This is a genomic window from Rhizobacter sp. LjRoot28, from assembly GCF_964253025.1.
Lineage (GTDB): Bacteria > Pseudomonadota > Gammaproteobacteria > Burkholderiales > Burkholderiaceae_C > Rhizobacter.
Genome location: NZ_CAXUQC020000001.1, coordinates 1,459,040 through 1,475,115 on the forward strand (window position 1 = coordinate 1,459,040; position 16,076 = coordinate 1,475,115).

Below are 16,076 nucleotides of genomic sequence, written 5' to 3' on the forward strand. Positions count from 1 at the left end.
CGGTATTCTTCTTTCGGCTCGATCGCGCCCGTTCTTCGGCGGGCCCGTGCCTCGCCGTCCCGGCCCCGGAACCACCCATGCACCTTCTCCACCCCGCTCCGTCCCGTCCTGCCCGCCTGCGCGTGGCCGGGGTCCTCGCAGCCGGTGCCGCGGCCCTGCTGGCGGGTTGCGCCTCCGCGCCTGCCATCCTGCCGCCGGCCAAGACCACGCTCGTGTCCACCGCCATCGTGGGCCCGGCCGTCAACCCCGACCATCGCAAGCGCCCCTCCCCGGTCATCGTGCGGGTGTACGAACTGAAGGCCACGGCCCTCTTCGAGTCCACCGACTTCGTCACGCTGTTCGAGAAGGACCAGGCCGCGCTCGGGCCCGAGCTGCTGTCCCGCGAGGAGTTCGTGCTGCGTCCCAACGACGTGAAGGCCATCAACAAGACGCTGTCGCCCGACGCCAAGTTCATCGGTGTGGTCGCCGGCTTCCGCGACCTCGATCGGGCTCGCTGGCGTGTGTCCGCACCGGTCGTTGCCAACAAGCAGAACACGATGAAGATCCGCATCGACGACGTCAACGTCACGATCACTCGCGATGAGTGAGGCCCGCGCTCGCCGCCACCTCTTGTCGTCACCCACCTTCCCGGACATTGCATCAACATGAGCTGGCGTGCCAAGGTCGTCTGGTCTTCGGGGATGTTCCTGCAGCCCCATCATTTCCAGCAGGAAACCCGCTACCTCGAGCGCCTGGTCGATGCGCGGGCCCGCAGCCTGTCGCCCTTCGCCTGGGGCTTTGCCGAGCTGGCGCTCGACGAAGGCCTGCTGGCGCTGGGCAAGATCGGCCTCGCCCGCGCCAGTGGCCTGCTGCCCGACGGCACGCCGTTCTCCATGCCGCTGCTCGATGCGCTGCCGCCCCCGCTCGACCTGCCGTCCGACGTCAAGGGTGAGGTGATCTACCTGGCCATCCCCTTGCAGCGCGAGGGCCTGGACGAGGTGGACTTCGGCACGGGGCAGGGCGCCGACATGACCCGCTTCGAGGCCGCGGAGGAAGAGGTCCGTGACAACACCGACGCCGCCGGCGAGCCGGTGACCATCCAGACCGGTCGCCTTCGCGCGCGGCTCGTGCGCGCCCGTGAGGTGAACGACGCCCATGCGCTGCTGGGCATTGCCGTCGTGACGGAGCGGCGCAGCGACGGCCACGTCACCCTCGACCGCAGCTTCATCGCACCCCAGGTCAGCCTGGACGCCACTGCCCAGCTCTCGGCCAGCAGCTCGCTGCTGCACGGCCTGATGCTGCAACGGGCTCAGGCGCTGGCCGGGCGCATGGGGCAGCTGAGCAGCGGCGTGTCCGAGCTGGCCGACTTCCTGATGCTGCAGACGCTCAACCGCAACGAGCCGATCTTCAGCCAGCATGCCGCCACGCCCAACGCCCACCCGCGCGAACTGCACCGGGACTGCCTGCGCCTGTGCGGCGACCTGGCGACGCTGGCCAGCCCGACGCGGCGCCCGCCCGAGTTCCCGCCCTACCGCCACGACGACCTGCGCGGCACCTTCGCGCCCGTCTTCGACGAGCTGCGCCGCATGCTCACTTCGGTGCTCGAGCAGAACGCCTTGCAGATCGAACTCGTGGACCGCAAGTACGGCGTGCGGACGGCGGTCGTCAGCGACCTCGAACTCGTGCGGCGCGGCACCTTCGTGCTGGCCGTCAATGCGCAGGTCCCGGGCGAACAGCTCCGCCAGCGCTTCCCGGCCCAGACGAAGCTCGGTCCCGTCGACAAGATCCGCGACCTCGTCAACCTGCAGCTGCCCGGCATCGGCTTGCGGTCGCTGCCGGTGGCGCCGCGCCAGCTGCCGTTCCATGCCGGCTACTTCTATTTCGAGCTCGACCGGTCCGACGAACTGTGGAAGGCGATCGAGCAGAACGGCAGCATGGCCCTGCACATCTCGGGCGACTTCCCCGGGCTGGCGCTGGAGCTGTGGGCCATCCGCCAATGATTCCGCTGGCGGGCCCGTTCGAGCGGGCGAGCCGACCTGAAAGCCCCCGATGAGCACGACCTCCCCGGACGACCCGTTTGCCGCGCTGGACAACGGCCGGACCTTCATCATGCCCACGCCGGGCGGCCGCGGCGCGGCCGCCGGCACCCCCGCTGCACGCACCACCGCGGCGGGCGGCCCCGACGTCGCGCACGACATCGGACTGCCCGAGACGGGGCTCAATCCGCTGGTCGCGCTGGCCAACCCGTTGCTGGCGCTCGTGCCGCAGATCCGCTCCACCACCCGCCTGGCGGATCCGAGCGCGCTGCGGGAGTCCATCGCCCAGGGGCTGCGCGAGTTCGAGGCCCAGGCGCGCGCGCGCAACGTCGCGCCCGAGCGGGTGCTGGCCGCGCGCTATGTGCTCTGCACCTTGCTCGACGAGGTGGCCGCCGGCATGCCCTGGGGCGCCTCGGGGCAATGGGGACGGCACAGCCTGCTCGCCATGTTCCACAACGAGACGGGCGGTGGCGAGAAGGTCTTCCAGCTGATGGCCAAGCTGGCGGAGAACCCGGCTGCCAATCGCGATCTCCTCGAACTGATCTACGCCGCGCTGTGCCTCGGGTTCGAGGGGCGCTACCGGGTGCTGGAAGGGGGCAGGGCGCAGCTCGAGGCCGTCCGCGAGCGCCTGGCGCAGATCATCCGCAAGGAGCGGGGCGGCTTCGCACCGGCCCTCGCTCAGAACTGGCACGGCGAGAAGCCCCCGCGTCGCACCCTGCTCACCTGGTTGCCGCTGTGGGTGACGGGTGCCGTCGTGGCCCTGGTGCTGCTCGGCCTTTACTGGTTCCTTTCGGCGCGGCTCAGCGATGCCTCCGACCCGGTGTTCGCCCGCATCCAGGAACTCCGGCTCGCACCACCCACCCCACCCGTCAAGATTCCAGCCCCCGCACCCCGCCTGGCCCAGTTCCTCGCCAGCGAGATCAAGGCGGGCCTCGTGGCCGTGCGCGACGAGGTGGACCGCAGCGTCGTCACCGTGCGGGGCGATGGTCTTTTCGCCCCGGCCAGCGCCACGCTCACGCCGGAGCGCGAGGCCCTGATGAAACGCATCGCCGATGCGCTGGCGAGCGTGCAGGGGGCGGTGCTCGTCACCGGCCACACCGACAACGTCCGCATCCACACCGCCCGATTCCCTTCCAACTGGCACCTGTCGGAGGAACGCGCACGCACCGTGCGCGACATCCTCCAGCGCGACGGCGTGCCGGCCGAGCGTCTGAAGGCCGAGGGCCGTGCCGACGGTGAAGCCATCGCGGCCAACGACACCCCGGCCAATCGCGCGCTCAACCGCCGGGTCGAGATCACCTTGTTCGTCTCCCGCGCCGCAGCCCCCGGCGCGGCCGCCACCAGCCAGCCCGGAGCCGGCTCATGAAGAAGATCCTCGGCATCCTGTTCAACCCCTGGGTGCTGCTCGCGCTCGGCTTGCTGGCGCTGGCCATCGTCATCTGGATCGTCGGCCCGCTGGTGGCGATCGGCAGCGTGCGGCCCCTGGAGTCGACCCCCTCGCGCGTGGTGCTCATCGGCGCCATCGTGCTGCTGGTGGCGCTGCGCCGGGCCTGGCAGTTCTGGCGTGCGCGCCAGACCAACGACCGCGTGGTCGAGCAGCTCGTCGCGCCGGCCAAGGTCGCCTCCAACGACCCCGCCGATGCCGAACTCAAGACACTGGGCGAACGCTTCGCCACCGCCCTCGAGACGCTCAAGCGCGCCCGCTTCGACCAGGGCCGGACCGGCCTGGCCGGCGCCTGGAGCGGGCTGTCGTCACGCGTGGGCAAGCGCTACCTGTACGAGCTGCCCTGGTACGTGATCATCGGCGCGCCGGGGTCCGGCAAGACGACGGCGCTCGTGAACTCCGGGCTCAAGTTCCCGCTGGCCGAATCCCTGGGCGAGCACGCGGTGCGCGGCGTGGGCGGCACCCGCAACTGCGACTGGTGGTTCACCGACGAGGCCGTGCTCATCGATACCGCCGGCCGCTACACCACGCAGGACAGCGACAAGGCGCACGACAGCAAGGCCTGGGAGGGGTTTCTCGACCTGCTGAAGGCGGCGCGCCCGCGCCAGCCCCTCAATGGCGTGCTGGTCACGGTCTCGGTGACCGACCTGCTCACCCGCAGCGCGGCCGAGCGTGCCGACCATGCGAAAGCGGTGCGTCAGCGCGTGCAGGAACTGCACCAGCAGCTCGGCATCCGCTTCCCCATCTACCTGCTGGTCACGAAGTGCGACCTGCTGGCCGGTTTCATGGACACCCTCGGCGACGTCGACCGCGACACGCGCGCCACGCCCTGGGGCATGACCTTCAAGCTCGACCGCGACCAGCACACCGATCTCTCCGCCTTCGGTGCGGAGTTCGACGCGCTGGAAAAGCGCCTGAGCGACGGCCTGATCGACCGGCTGCAGCTCGAGCGCGACCCCCAGCGTCGGGCCCGCATCTACGGCTTCCCGCAGCAGTTCGAGGCGCTGCGCGGCCTGCTCAAGGACTACCTGGAGCAGGTGTTCTCCCCGTCGCAGTTCGAAGCCCATCCGCTGTTGCGCGGCGTGTATTTCGTCAGCGGCACGCAGGAGGGCACGCCGATCGACCGCATGCTCGGCCGCATCGCCCGCACCTACCGGCTCGAGCGCACCGTGGTGCCGCCCAACCAGTCCAGCGGGCGCAGCTTCTTCCTCGCGCGCCTCTTGAAGGAAGTCGTCTTTGCCGAAAGCGCGCTCGCCGGCACCAACCTGAAATGGGAGCGCCGTCGCGGCTGGTTGGCAGTGGTCGCCTATGCCGTGATCGCTGTGCTCGGGGTGTCCGCCATCGCGGCCTGGAGCGTGAGCTACCTCAACAACCAGGCCTATGTGGAGAAGGTGGGCGCGAACGCGGACGAGGTGCGCACGCTGCTGCAGTCCACGCCCAACCGGCCTTCACCCGACCTGATGGTGCTGCTGCCCGCGCTCGAAGCCACCCGTGACCTGGCCCGCGCCAGCATCGGCGAGTCGGTGCCCATGTCTTACGGCTTCGGCCTCTACCAGGGGCGCAAGCTCGACGCCGCGTCGCAGCAGGCCTACCGCCGCATGCTGATCGACGCGGTACTGCCCCGCATCGCGCTCGGCATCGAGGACCGCCTCAAGACCGGCCTCGACAATCCGGAACTGCAGTACGAGGCCCTGAAGGCCTACATCATGCTGTACGACCCGGAGCGCTTCGACGCCGACGCGCTCAAGCTGTACGTGCAGGCCGACTGGGATGCCAACCTGCCCCGGTCGGTGACGCCGGAGCAACGTGGGGCGCTGGAATCGCACCTCGATGCCTTGCTTGCCGAGGGGCAGGCCGTCTCGCCGCTGCCGGAGGACCGGGCGCTGGTCGCGCAGACCCGCGCGCGCCTGGCCTCCGCACCGCTGACCGAACGCATCTACCGCCGCCTCAAGCGGCAGGGCGTCGGGGCCGATCTTCCCGAGTTCACCATTGCCAAGGCCGCCGGTCCGGGCGCGGCCCTGGTGTTCACCCGGGCCAGCGGCAAGCCGCTCACCCAGGGAGTACCGGGGCTCTTCACCCACGACGGCTACCACAAGGGCTTCCAGCGCGAGGTGGAGCGGGTGACGCGCCAGCTGGCCGACGAAGAAGGCTGGGTGCTCGGCGTGTCCGACACCAGCCGGCAGAGCAGCCTGCGCAGCGCCGATGTGCAGCAGCAGCTTGCCGACGAGGTGCGCCGCCTCTACCTGGCCGACTATGCGGCCACATGGGAGCAGTTCATCGGTGACGTGCGCATGCTGCCCACCGGCAACCTCGCGCAGGCGGTGCAGATGGCCCGCGTGCTGTCCGCGCCCGACAACCCTCTGGTGCCGTTGCTGCGCGGCATGTCGCGCGAGACCACGCTCGCCGTGAACACCGATGTCGTCGCCCAGGCCGAGAACAAGGCCCGCGACGCCATCCAGCGCTCGCGTGAGGAACTCCTTCGCCTGATCGGCGACCAGCGCAATCCCAACGCCTCGCCGCTGCCGCCCGGGGCCAAGGTCGAAAGCCTGGTGGACGACCGCTTCGTGGCCCTGCGCAACCTCGTCACGCCGTCGGGCGACAAGGGCCCGGCCGCCATCGACCAGACGGTGGGTCTCATCGGCGAGGTCTATACGCTGCTGAACGCATCCGACACGGCGGTCAAGGGCGGCAACGTGCCGCCGCCTTCCGACGTGCCGAACAAGGTGAAGGCCGAGGCGGCGCGCCTGCCGGAGCCGGTTCGCTCCATGCTCAACACCCTGTCGGTGAGCGGCACCAAGGCGGCGCTCGACATCACCCGCAGCAACCTCGGCCAGGCGCTGGCCGCCGAGGTAGGCGACTTCTGCCGGCAGGCCATCAACGGCCGCTACCCGTTCGACCGCAACGCCACGCGCGACGTCACCACCGAGGACTTCGCACGCGTCTTCGCCCCCGGCGGCCTTTTCGACGCCTTCTTCCAGAAGAACCTTGCCACCTTCGTCAACACCAACACCAAGCCCTGGAGTTTCAAGTCCATCGACGGGGCCTCGATGGGCGCGGACACCTTCACCCTGGCGCAGTTCCAGAACGCGGCGGTGATCCGCGACACCTTCTTCCGCGCGGGCGGCAACGTCCCCGGCCTGCGGCTCGACTTCAAGCCGGTCGAGATGGATGCCACCATCACGCAGTTCACGCTGGACATCGACGGCCAGGTCGTCAAGTACGCCCACGGTCCGCTGATCCCGACGTCGGTGCAGTGGCCCGGCCCGCGCGGCACCGGTCAGGTGAGGGTGGCGCTTGCGCCGGTCTCGACCAGTGGCGGCGTCTCCGGCAGCGTGAACGAAGGTCCGTGGGCGCTGTTCCGCCTCTTCGATCGCCAGCTGGTCGAACCGGCCGGCGCCCCCGAGCGGTTCAAGGCAACCATCACCCTCGACGGGCGCAAGGCCGTCTTCCAGGTGTCCGCCAGCAGCGTGCGCAACCCGTTCCGGCTGCCCGAGCTCGAACGCTTCACCTGCCCGGGGCGCCTGTGAGCCAGGGCGCCTTCGACGACCTCTTCGCAGGCATCGGTGCACCGGCTGCCGCCACCGGCTGGTACGGCAAGCTGGCGTCCCTCGGCGACTTCGCCCACCGCCGGCTGCCACAGGCCTTCGTCGATGCGATCGACACCTGGCTGGCTGCCGGCATGGAGGCGAGCCGCCAGCAGCTCGGGCCCCAATGGCTGGACGTCTACCTCACCGGGCCGGTGTGGCGCTTCGCGCTCGCCCCCGGCGTGCTCGACGCTCAATGGTGGTTCGGCGTGATGATGCCGAGCGTCGACAAGGTCGGCCGCTACTTCCCGCTTCTGGCTGCACGGCCGGCGACCATCGCGCCCGAGTCGGGAGCCGCCGTGGAAACGCTTGACGCCTGGTACGCCCACGTGAGCGCGGCGGTGCTCGACACCTTGCAGCCGCAGGCGAGCGTCGAATCGTTCGAGGCCGCGCTCGCCAGCGCGCCGCCGTGGGTCGATGAGGTGCCGGCCCGCCGCCCGTCGCTCGAGCGGCTGGCCGGACGCGACCGGTACCGCTTCGACGGCGATGCCGCGCTGCCGCAGTGGGTGGCCGGCATCGGCCTTCGCGAGGCGCTGCACCTGTGTGGCGGCAAGAGCCTGTGGTGGCCCGATCACGCCCACACGCCGGACACCAGCCTGAGCCTGTCTCCCGGCTTGCCCGACGCGGGCAGCTTCGCGTTGCTGCTCGAAGGCAAATGGTAGACAAGGAGGCGGCCATGGCAATGGACTTCCTCGGCCCCGACCCTGACCGAACGGTTGCCTCGGACGCTCCGACCGGCCCGCCGGTCGCCCAGCCACTGCCCGTCGGCCACGCACTGCAGGAGTACGTGATCGAGGGGCTCGTCGGCGAGGGCGGCTTCGGCATCGTGTACCGCGCACGGGACACGCAGCTCGGTCGTGTGGTGGCGGTGAAGGAGTACATGCCATCGTCTCTGGCGAGGCGCAGGGGCGGTGCCACGGTGACCCCGCGCTCGCAGACACAGCAGGGGACCTTCGAGCTCGGGCGCCGAAGCTTCGTCAACGAAGCCCGCTTGCTGGCCGCCTTCGATCAGCCGTCCCTGGTCAAGGTGTACCGCTTCTGGGAAGAGAACGGCACGGCCTACATGGTGATGCCGTACTACCAGGGCCCCACACTGCGTCAGTTCCTGGCGGAGCATGGGGCACCCACCGAGGCGTGGTTGCGGCGCCTTCTCGCTCCGCTCATCGACGCGCTCGCGCTGATGCATGCCAACCGCTGCTATCACCGCGACATCGCCCCGGACAACATCCTCCTGGTGCAGCCCTCGAGCACGACCTTCAGCAGCCAGGCCGAGGTGCTGCCGGTGCTGCTCGACTTCGGCGCGGCGCGCCGCGTCATCAGCGATGCCACGCAGGCGCTCACCGTCTTTCTCAAGCCGGGCTACGCGCCCATCGAGCAGTACGCCGAATCGACCAGCATCCGCCAGGGACCTTGGACCGACGTCTATGCGCTCTGCGCGGTTCTGTACGCCGCCATCACCGGTCATGCGCCGCCGCCTTCGGTGAGTCGCATCGTCGAGGACGAACTGGTACCGGCGGCCGAGGCCGGCGCCGGCCGCTACGGCCCGGCCTTCCTCGACGTGATCGACGCCGGGCTGGCCGTGCGCCCCGAACACCGCCCGCCCGACATGCCGGCCTTGCGCCGGCTCCTGGCGGACGCATTGCAGGCCGACGCCGGCGCTGCGCCGCAGGCCAGGAAGGCGGGGCTGTTCGGCGCCTCGCCGATGCCTTCGCGCGGGCCGCATGTCGAGGACCTCGGCGCCCGGCACCCAGCCGGCGCGGGCGCCCTCGATGACGCCCGGCGCGCCGGCCCGGCCAGCATCGCCGCTCCGACGCAATCGACGCATCCAGTCGACGCGTTGGCCGGGATCGGGTGGCTGCCCGACGGGGAACGGACCCTGGCCGAGGATGCGCCGACGTTCCCTTCGCATGCCGCAGACCGTGCGCCCTCGGCAGGGGGCGCCCCGTTGCGGCCGATCGCCCATCCTGCGGGCGAGGACGACCGGCCCGCGCATGCAAAGCCATCCGCGGCGACGTCGCGGGCGTCGGCGCCCCGCATCACCGGTGCCCCCTGGGTGCTCCTTGCCGCCGGGCTGGCGGTCGCCGGGTCCTTGGCTTGGTGGTCAGCGACACGGGACCCGGCCCCGAGCCGCGTCGCCGCCCCGCCGGCTGCCGTGGCACCGCCCGCGTCCGTGGTGACACCCGCCGATGCGAGCGGCGCCGTGCCGCCAGCCGAAGCGCCTCCACCGACGCCATTCAGCGTGATGACCGCCCTGAACGACATCGTCCGCCAGGCCGACCCGCTGCTGGCCGTGAACGCGCTGACCGACCGATCCCGCCTGCGCATCGGCCACGACCGCCTGCAGTTCCGCATCAAGTCGAAGGAGCCGGGCCACGTCTACGTGTTCCTGAGCGGCACCGACAAGCGCCACTTCTATTTGCTCTTCCCCAACGAGATCGACCGCGACAACCGCATCGCCGCCAACACCGAGGTCACGCTCCCGCGCAAGGGTTGGGCCGTCACCGCGGGCGGCCCGCCCGGCACCAACCACATCGTCACCGTCGTCTCACGGCAACCGCTCGACCTCGGCGCCGTCGGCCTGCGCGCCGCAGGTGACGAGATCCCGGAGTTCGACCTTGCCCAGGCCGAAGGCCTGTGGGCCGCTCGCCAACCGGGGCGCAGCCCGTTCCTCGGCCGCGTGCTGTGCGAGGGCGAGGCCCCGTGCGACACGGGCTACGGTGCGAGTCTGCTGGAGGTCGAGGAGTTCGGGCCCTGAGGGCCGCCCCGATGGCGGGTTGCCCTTGCGTCGGGGATGCGGCGCGTGAACAGACGCATCACGCGACCGCTTGACTTCGAGTGCACTCAAGGCTTTCCAATGGCCACCTGGAGGTCTCGAAGACGATGACAACTTCCCTGCACATCGGTCAACTGGCCGCCCGCACCGGCCGCACGGCGCACACCATCCGCTGGTACGAGGCCCAGGGCCTGATCCCGGGTGTGCGGCGGGACGAAGGCGGGCGCCGGGTCTACCGCGAAAGCCACGTCGCCTGGCTCGGCCTGATGGACCGGCTGCGACGCACCGGCATGACGGTGGCGGACATGCGCGCCTATGCCGACCTGGTCCGCGAAGGCGACACCACGCTCGCCACCCGCCAAGCCCTGCTGCGCGCCCACCGCGAGAGGGCGCTTGCCGAGATTGCGCAGTGGACCGAGGCGTTGGACCTGATCGACCGCAAGATTGATTTCTACGGTGAGTGGCTGGCGTCGGGCCACCGGCCACCGCTCCTGCCCGCCGCCCGCTCCGAGGGAGACCCATCATGAACCAGGCAGTCGACACCAAGGCGCTGATGCGTGCCGCCTTCGACGCGCTCGCCCAGGGCGACGGCGCACCGTTCGTGGCCTTGATGGCTGAGGACTTCACCTGGACGATCCCGGGCGAGTCGACGTGGTCGGGTCAATGGCGCGGCAAGCGCGCCGTTCGGGAGGAGCTGTTCAAGCCGCTCTTTGCGCGCTTCGCCGGCACGTACACCAACCGCGCCCGCCGCATCCTGCAGGACGGGGATGTCGTGGTGGTGGAATGCGAGGGCGCCGTGGCCACGCGGGCGGGGGGCCGCTACGACAACCGCTACTGCTATGTGTGCCGCTTCGAGGGCGGGCTGATGAAGGAGCTGACCGAGTACATGGACACTGAGCTCGCGGCACGCGCGCTCGGCGCGCCACCGCGGCCCGCGGCCTGATGGCGTGACCGCGGACACCCGGGCCCGGTGGCCCGCCGTGTGCCGCCGTTGCGTTTTCCCGGTGCGTCGAGAAGAATCGGCACATGACACACGCCACGACGACTTCCCCCGCCGATACCGCCCAGCAGTTCGCCAGCGACAACTACGCGGGCATCTGCCCCGACGCCTGGGCGGCGATGGCCGAGGCGAACGCTGGCCACGCACCCGCCTACGGCGACGACCGCTGGACGACGCTCGCGGCCGATGCCTTCCGATCGCTCTTCAAGGCCGACTGCGAGGTCTTCTTCGTCTTCAACGGCACCGCGGCCAATTCGCTGGCCCTGGCCTCGCTGTGCCAGTCGTACCACGGGGTGATCTGCTCCGACATGTCGCACGTGGAGACCGACGAGTGCGGTGCGCCCGAGTTCTTCTCGAACGGCTCGAAACTGCTGGTCGCCCCGTCCACCGACGGCAAGCTGACGCCGGCGGCCATCCGCGCCATCGCCACCAACCGCACCGACATCCACTTCCCCAAGCCGCGCGTCGTCACCATCACCCAGCCCACCGAGACCGGCCTCGTCTACCGACCGGAAGAGCTGCAGGCGCTGTCGGCCACCTGCCGGGAGCTCGGCCTCGTGCTGCACATGGACGGCTCGCGCTTCGCCAACGCCTGCGCCAGCCTGGGCTGCGAGCCGGCTGACATCACCTGGCGCGTGGGCGTGGACGTGCTCTGCTTCGGCGGCACCAAGAACGGCATGGCCGCGGGCGAGGCGATCCTCTTCTTCGACCGCCGGCTGGCCGAGGACTTCGATTACCGCTGCAAGCAGGCCGGGCAACTGGCCTCGAAGATGCGCTTCCTGTCGGCGCCGTGGGTGCGCATGATCGACAGTGGCGCCTGGTTGCGCAACGGCCAGCATGCCAACGCCTGCGCCCAGCGCGTGGCGCGCGGGCTCGACGGCGTGCAGGGCATCGAGCCGATGTTCCCGGTGCAGGCCAATGGCGTATTCCTGAAGATGGCGCCACCGCTCGTGGAGGCCCTGCGAGCCAAGGGCTGGCGCTTCTACACCTTCATCGGCGGTTGCGTGCGCCTGATGTTCGCCTGGGATTCGCAGCCCGAACGGGTGGACGAGCTGGTGCGGGATCTGCGCGAGGTCGCGGCCGCCGCGGCCGGGGCGGCCAACGGCTGATCGGCGTCAACGGGGTGCGGCGCGATCGAGTCGCCCGATCGTCGATACTGCGGGCTTGCGAGGAGTGCCCGATGTCCACCTACCAGAACGCCACCATCGTCCGCGAGCATGTCGTGCAGCTCGGCCAGGGCGAACTGCACGTCCGCCTGCTGCACGGCGAACACGGTGACGCCGGCCGCAAGTGCATCCACCGCATCCAGCTCGGCATGGGCAACCGCGTGCAGTCCGACATCGTCTACCTCTACGATCCCTCGGTGCCCGAGGCGCATGTCGAGGCCGACTTCGACCTGCTCGCCCGCGGTGGCCTGGTCTCCATCGGCCAGCTGCACCACACCGAGTCGATGCTGAACCGCGGGCCGCGCTTCGCGCGGTCGTGGTAGCTGGCTGACGCGGTGCAGCGCCGCCCGCTGAACCGGCTAAGGCCGCTCAGCGCACGTTCGTCACGATCGTCACGCGCCGGTTCTCGGGCGCTGCCGGCACCTTGGGGTTGAGCAGGTTGCGGTCGCCGTGGCCCTCGGCCTTGAGGCGCTCGGCGGCGATGCCGTGGCTGCTCACGAGGTAGTCGCGAACGCTTTCCGCGCGGTGCTGCGACAGGATCAGGTTGGCCTCCGCGTCGCCGCGCGGGTCGGCGTGGCCTTCCACGTTGAAGCCGTACTCGGCCAGCCGGTCGTTCTTGAGCGCGGCGGCCACCACGTCGAGCTGCTTGCGCGCCGGGACGGTGAGCGAGGCGGAGTTGGTCTCGAAGGTGATCAGCAGGGAGGCGCTTGGCTTGCGCGCCGGTGCGGCCGGCGCACCGTCTCGGGTGACCTTGAGGCTGCGGGTCACGACAGGCTCCGGATCCGGCGTCAGCGCGTCCAGCAGGTTGGACTCGGTGACGTTGCTGCCGCGAAGCACCGTATCGGCCTCGCTCTGGGCGAAGGCCTGCGTGGTGCCCAGAAAGAAGGCCAGGGCCGCCAGCATCGGGGCCAGGGCGTGGCGGGTCGAGCGGTGCTGCGGGCGAGTGGTGTCGTGGTTCATGGTGAACTCCTTGGGTCGTTCAGGCGCCGATGGTCGACGCAGGTGAGTGGCGCGGCCGATGGTCACAGCGGGCTTCCCGCGCGCGTGGTGTCGGCGGGGTTGCCGATCCAGACTGCCACGGCGCTGTAGTTGTCCTGACCCGCCACGGCCGCCCGGCGCACGTCGTCGGCCATCAGGTCGAGCCAGTGCTGCGGGGAGCGGGCGGCGGCAAAGGCGGTCTCGATGTCATGCGGTTCGAAGTGGTCCCACCAGCCGTCGGTGCACAGGAGGAACGCGTCGCCGTCGGCGACCGGAACGGATGCCTCGGTGGTGTTCGGTTCCACGGCTTCGGCCGACCCCATGGCGCTCAGCAACTGGTGCTTGCGCGGATGGCCGCGCGCCTCCTCGGGCGACAGGTAGCCCGCGTGCACCATGCGCTGCACCACGGTGTCATCGTCGGTGACGCGCCGAACCTGCCCGTGACGCAGCATGTAGAGGCGGGAGTCGCCGACGTGCGTCCAGAGCGCCAGCGCGCGGCGCGTGTCGATCCACAGGGCCACCAAGGTGGCATGCATGCGGTCGTGGCCACGCCTGCCGTGCTGCTGCTCGCCCAGGGCCGCATGCGTTTCGCACACGATGTGACTGAGTGCCTCCGGGCTCGCGTGAGGCGCCGACTGCATGCCCAGCGCAGCGAGCCGCACGACGAGGTCGGACGCCACGGCGCCGCCGCGGTGGCCTCCGGCCCCGTCGGACAGCACGGCATAGCGGAATGAACCGGCCGCTCCGTGCCGCAGGTCGTCCTCGTTGTGGTGGCGATCTCCGGTTTCGCTGCGGGCAGCGATCTCTACATGCAGCATGTCAGGCAGGCTCGACGGGAACGGGTCAGACGTTGGGATGGCGGGCGGTGTCGAGGCGGTCGAGCTGGTCCTCGTAAGCGCGGATGAAGGCCTTGCCGAAGAGCTCGTGGAAGTCTTCCTCGGCGTCGCCCTGGATGCGCTTGAAGTGCTGCAGGTACAGCTCCCACAGCTTGGCGCGGCGGTTCATCGGCAGCAGGGTGTCCATGACGCTGCCGCTGCCGAGCTTGCTTTCGAGCTGGCCGGGTTCGAAGCGCGAGAGCACGCCCTCCAAGGCCGCCCGCATGCCGGCCATCGTGCCGATGGCATGGCCGAGCAGGTCGTCCATCGCATCGTTCACCGCCTGCGGTCCCACCATGAAGCCGCGCATCGGTGGCTGCAGCAACTGCTCGATGGCCGCACCGGCGTCCGGCGAGAACTTCAGCGGGTTGTTGTTGCGCGACTGGATGGTGGTGACCTGCGCCCGCAGTTCCTGCTTGGCTGCGGCACGAACGGCAACGAGCTTGAGCGTGCCGTCGACCGAGTGGCGAAGCACCTCGCCGATCACGCGCATGAGGGCCGGGTTCAAGCCCTGGGGCGGGGTGAGATTGATGCCCGCGCCTTCGCAGAAGGCGGCCCACAGGGCGTCGGCCGAGGCCGGCCCGGCGCCACCGTCCGCCGCCATGGCGGCCGAGGGCGCGGGCGTCGCCGCTGGGGGCTGCGCCGGCATGCGCGCATGCGCTGCGGGAGCCGGTGTAGGGGCAGGGCGGGACACCGCGGCGGGGGCAGGTGCGCTGGGCATCAGCGGCATGGGGGCCGAGATCTCGGGGTCATCGTCGTCCCCGGGCAGCGGCCGCGTCACACGCATGGCCGGCATGGTCGTTTCGGCCGGCTCGAGCGGCACGAAGGGACGGCGGGGCGGCGCCGCGCCGGTGGGCGACGAGTAGGGGCGCGGCGAGGAAGGGGGCGCCGGGGGCGGCTCGCGGAAGGGCGCCTTCGGCCGGATGGGCGGCAGCACCGCCGCCACCGGTGCGATGCCGACCGGCTTGACGCCGGGGACGGTGCTGGGCTCACCTGCCGGCTTGACGGCCGGCGGGCGATAGGCCCCCTTGAGTTCCGGCGTGTGGTTGAAGTCGGCCGGACGCGCGGGCGCTGCCGGCGCGCGGTCGCCGAACATGGCGAGCGGGTCCGTCGAAGCCGCGGGGAGGGCGCCACCGGCGGGCGGTGCGGAGGCCATGAAGTCGGCCAGCGGGTCGCGCCCGGCCGAGGGAGCCGGGGCCAGCCCGAAGAGGTCGTCCAGGCTAGAGGCCGGGGCCGGCGCGCCCGGGCCGAGCAGGTCGGCGAAGGCGCCGCCTGCGCCGGGGGTCGGTGCGGCGGGCGCGGCAGGTGCGCCCGCCATGAAGTCGCCCAGGCCGGCCGCCGCCGCCGGCGGTGGCGTCAGGTCAGCGAACGGGTCGAAGTCATCCGGCAGCCGCGCGGGCGGGGCGGCCGATACCGGGGACGATACGGGACGGGATGCGGGCGGTGCCGCCAAGGGGGAGGCGGCACGCGGCGTGGCCGGCGCCGCGGCAAAAATGTCGGCGAACGGGTCCGACGCAGATGCGTCAGGTGCTGCGCCGAACAGGTCGGCGAACGGGTCGGCGGCCGATGCCGGCGCCGGGGGCTGGGCGGGCGCCGCCGGCCGAGGCACCACGCGTGGCTGCGGCGGATTCGTCTTCCACTCGCCGGCCGAGGCCTTGATGACGGTGCGGCCGTCGACCACGGCGCGGTCGGCCGGGCGAATCTGTGACGGCACGTTGAAGGCCACGCGAAGCGCATACGCCCCGATGACGAGTTCGTCGCCCTCGCTTAGCGCAGCCCCTTCGCCGGGCGCCACCGACCGACCGTTGACGAGGATGGCGTTGGCGCTGCCGACGTTGCGGATGGAGTAGGCGCCGTTGCTGAACCACACCTCGGCATGCAGGCGGGAAATGTGGCGCTCCGGGTCGGGCAGGGCCAGGGTGTTGGTGTCCGAGCGGCCGATGGTGCCGCCGCGTTCATCGAACCGTCCGGTGATGGGCTGAGACAGGGGCTCGTTCTTCAGGGTGTGAGCTTGGATCACCAGGTTCATGCAGGGCTCCGAATGCCGCGGGCGGCCGATCGACGGCGTCGGCTCGCCCAGCTTCCTTTATCCCGGACCTCGGCGCCAGGGGCAATCAACGAAAGTCATACCGCCCGGCGTGGGTGGTACCCATCCCATGGAAACGCTCCGCCGGCACGTCACCCTCGGGTGCACCCCAGGGTCGCGGCCCCCCTCCCTGGGGCCGGCCCGAGCTTGTGAGG

The 16,076-nt window shown here is 70.9% G+C and carries 13 protein-coding genes; 10 read left to right on the forward strand and 3 right to left on the reverse strand.

Annotation, left to right across the window (positions count from 1 at the left end):
* Positions 1 to 77 precede the first annotated feature (77 nt).
* The 10 genes from tssJ to ACSQ2F_RS07000 all read left to right on the forward strand — a co-directional run bounded on the left by tssJ (position 78) and on the right by ACSQ2F_RS07000 (position 12,305).
* Positions 78 to 587, forward strand: a complete 510-nt coding sequence (tssJ, locus tag ACSQ2F_RS06955; protein ID WP_436021127.1) for a type VI secretion system lipoprotein TssJ — start codon at positions 78 to 80, stop codon at positions 585 to 587.
* Positions 588 to 644: 57 nt separating this feature from the next.
* Complete coding sequence (gene tssK, locus ACSQ2F_RS06960; protein ID WP_436021129.1) at positions 645 to 1,979, forward strand: type VI secretion system baseplate subunit TssK; 1,335 nt, start codon at positions 645 to 647, stop codon at positions 1,977 to 1,979.
* Positions 1,980 to 2,028: 49 nt separating this feature from the next.
* Positions 2,029 to 3,381 (forward strand): DotU family type VI secretion system protein, encoded by a 1,353-nt coding sequence (locus ACSQ2F_RS06965; protein ID WP_436021131.1) that lies wholly within the window; start codon positions 2,029 to 2,031, stop codon positions 3,379 to 3,381.
* The gene (gene tssM, locus ACSQ2F_RS06970; RefSeq protein ID WP_436021133.1) at positions 3,378 to 6,986 is read left to right on the forward strand and encodes a type VI secretion system membrane subunit TssM; all 3,609 of its coding nucleotides are present in this window, start codon (positions 3,378 to 3,380) and stop codon (positions 6,984 to 6,986) included. The genes ACSQ2F_RS06965 and tssM overlap by 4 nt, the downstream gene beginning before the upstream one ends.
* Complete coding sequence (tagF, locus tag ACSQ2F_RS06975; protein WP_436021135.1) at positions 6,983 to 7,705, forward strand: type VI secretion system-associated protein TagF; 723 nt, start codon at positions 6,983 to 6,985, stop codon at positions 7,703 to 7,705. The genes tssM and tagF overlap by 4 nt, the downstream gene beginning before the upstream one ends.
* 14 nt (positions 7,706 to 7,719) lie before the next feature.
* On the forward strand, positions 7,720 to 9,798 hold the full coding sequence (locus ACSQ2F_RS06980; RefSeq protein ID WP_436021137.1) for a protein kinase domain-containing protein: 2,079 nt from the start codon (positions 7,720 to 7,722) through the stop codon (positions 9,796 to 9,798).
* Positions 9,799 to 9,923: 125 nt separating this feature from the next.
* Positions 9,924 to 10,343, forward strand: coding sequence for a MerR family transcriptional regulator (locus ACSQ2F_RS06985; RefSeq protein WP_436021139.1), 420 nt, complete (start codon positions 9,924 to 9,926; stop codon positions 10,341 to 10,343).
* Positions 10,340 to 10,759 carry a nuclear transport factor 2 family protein gene (locus ACSQ2F_RS06990; RefSeq protein ID WP_436021141.1) on the forward strand — a complete coding sequence of 140 codons (420 nt, stop codon included), beginning with the start codon at positions 10,340 to 10,342 and terminating at the stop codon, positions 10,757 to 10,759. The genes ACSQ2F_RS06985 and ACSQ2F_RS06990 overlap by 4 nt, the downstream gene beginning before the upstream one ends.
* Before the next feature lie 83 nt (positions 10,760 to 10,842).
* On the forward strand, positions 10,843 to 11,925 hold the full coding sequence (locus tag ACSQ2F_RS06995; protein ID WP_436021143.1) for a threonine aldolase family protein: 1,083 nt from the start codon (positions 10,843 to 10,845) through the stop codon (positions 11,923 to 11,925).
* Positions 11,926 to 11,996: 71 nt separating this feature from the next.
* Positions 11,997 to 12,305: a hypothetical protein gene (locus ACSQ2F_RS07000; protein WP_436021145.1), complete on the forward strand. Its 309-nt coding sequence runs from the start codon at positions 11,997 to 11,999 to the stop codon at positions 12,303 to 12,305.
* Positions 12,306 to 12,351: 46 nt separating this feature from the next.
* On the opposite strand, the gene ACSQ2F_RS07005 is transcribed toward ACSQ2F_RS07000, so the two are convergent.
* From ACSQ2F_RS07005 to tagH, 3 genes are all read right to left on the reverse strand, one after another.
* Positions 12,352 to 12,942, reverse strand: a complete 591-nt coding sequence (locus tag ACSQ2F_RS07005; protein WP_436021147.1) for an OmpA family protein — start codon at positions 12,940 to 12,942, stop codon at positions 12,352 to 12,354.
* Positions 12,943 to 13,004: 62 nt separating this feature from the next.
* Positions 13,005 to 13,778, reverse strand: a complete 774-nt coding sequence (locus ACSQ2F_RS07010; protein WP_436021149.1) for a PP2C family protein-serine/threonine phosphatase — start codon at positions 13,776 to 13,778, stop codon at positions 13,005 to 13,007.
* 25 nt (positions 13,779 to 13,803) lie between these two features.
* Entirely contained in the window at positions 13,804 to 15,864 is a 2,061-nt protein-coding gene (gene tagH, locus ACSQ2F_RS07015) for a type VI secretion system-associated FHA domain protein TagH (RefSeq protein ID WP_436021151.1), read from the reverse strand.
* Positions 15,865 to 16,076: the final 212 nt, after the last annotated feature.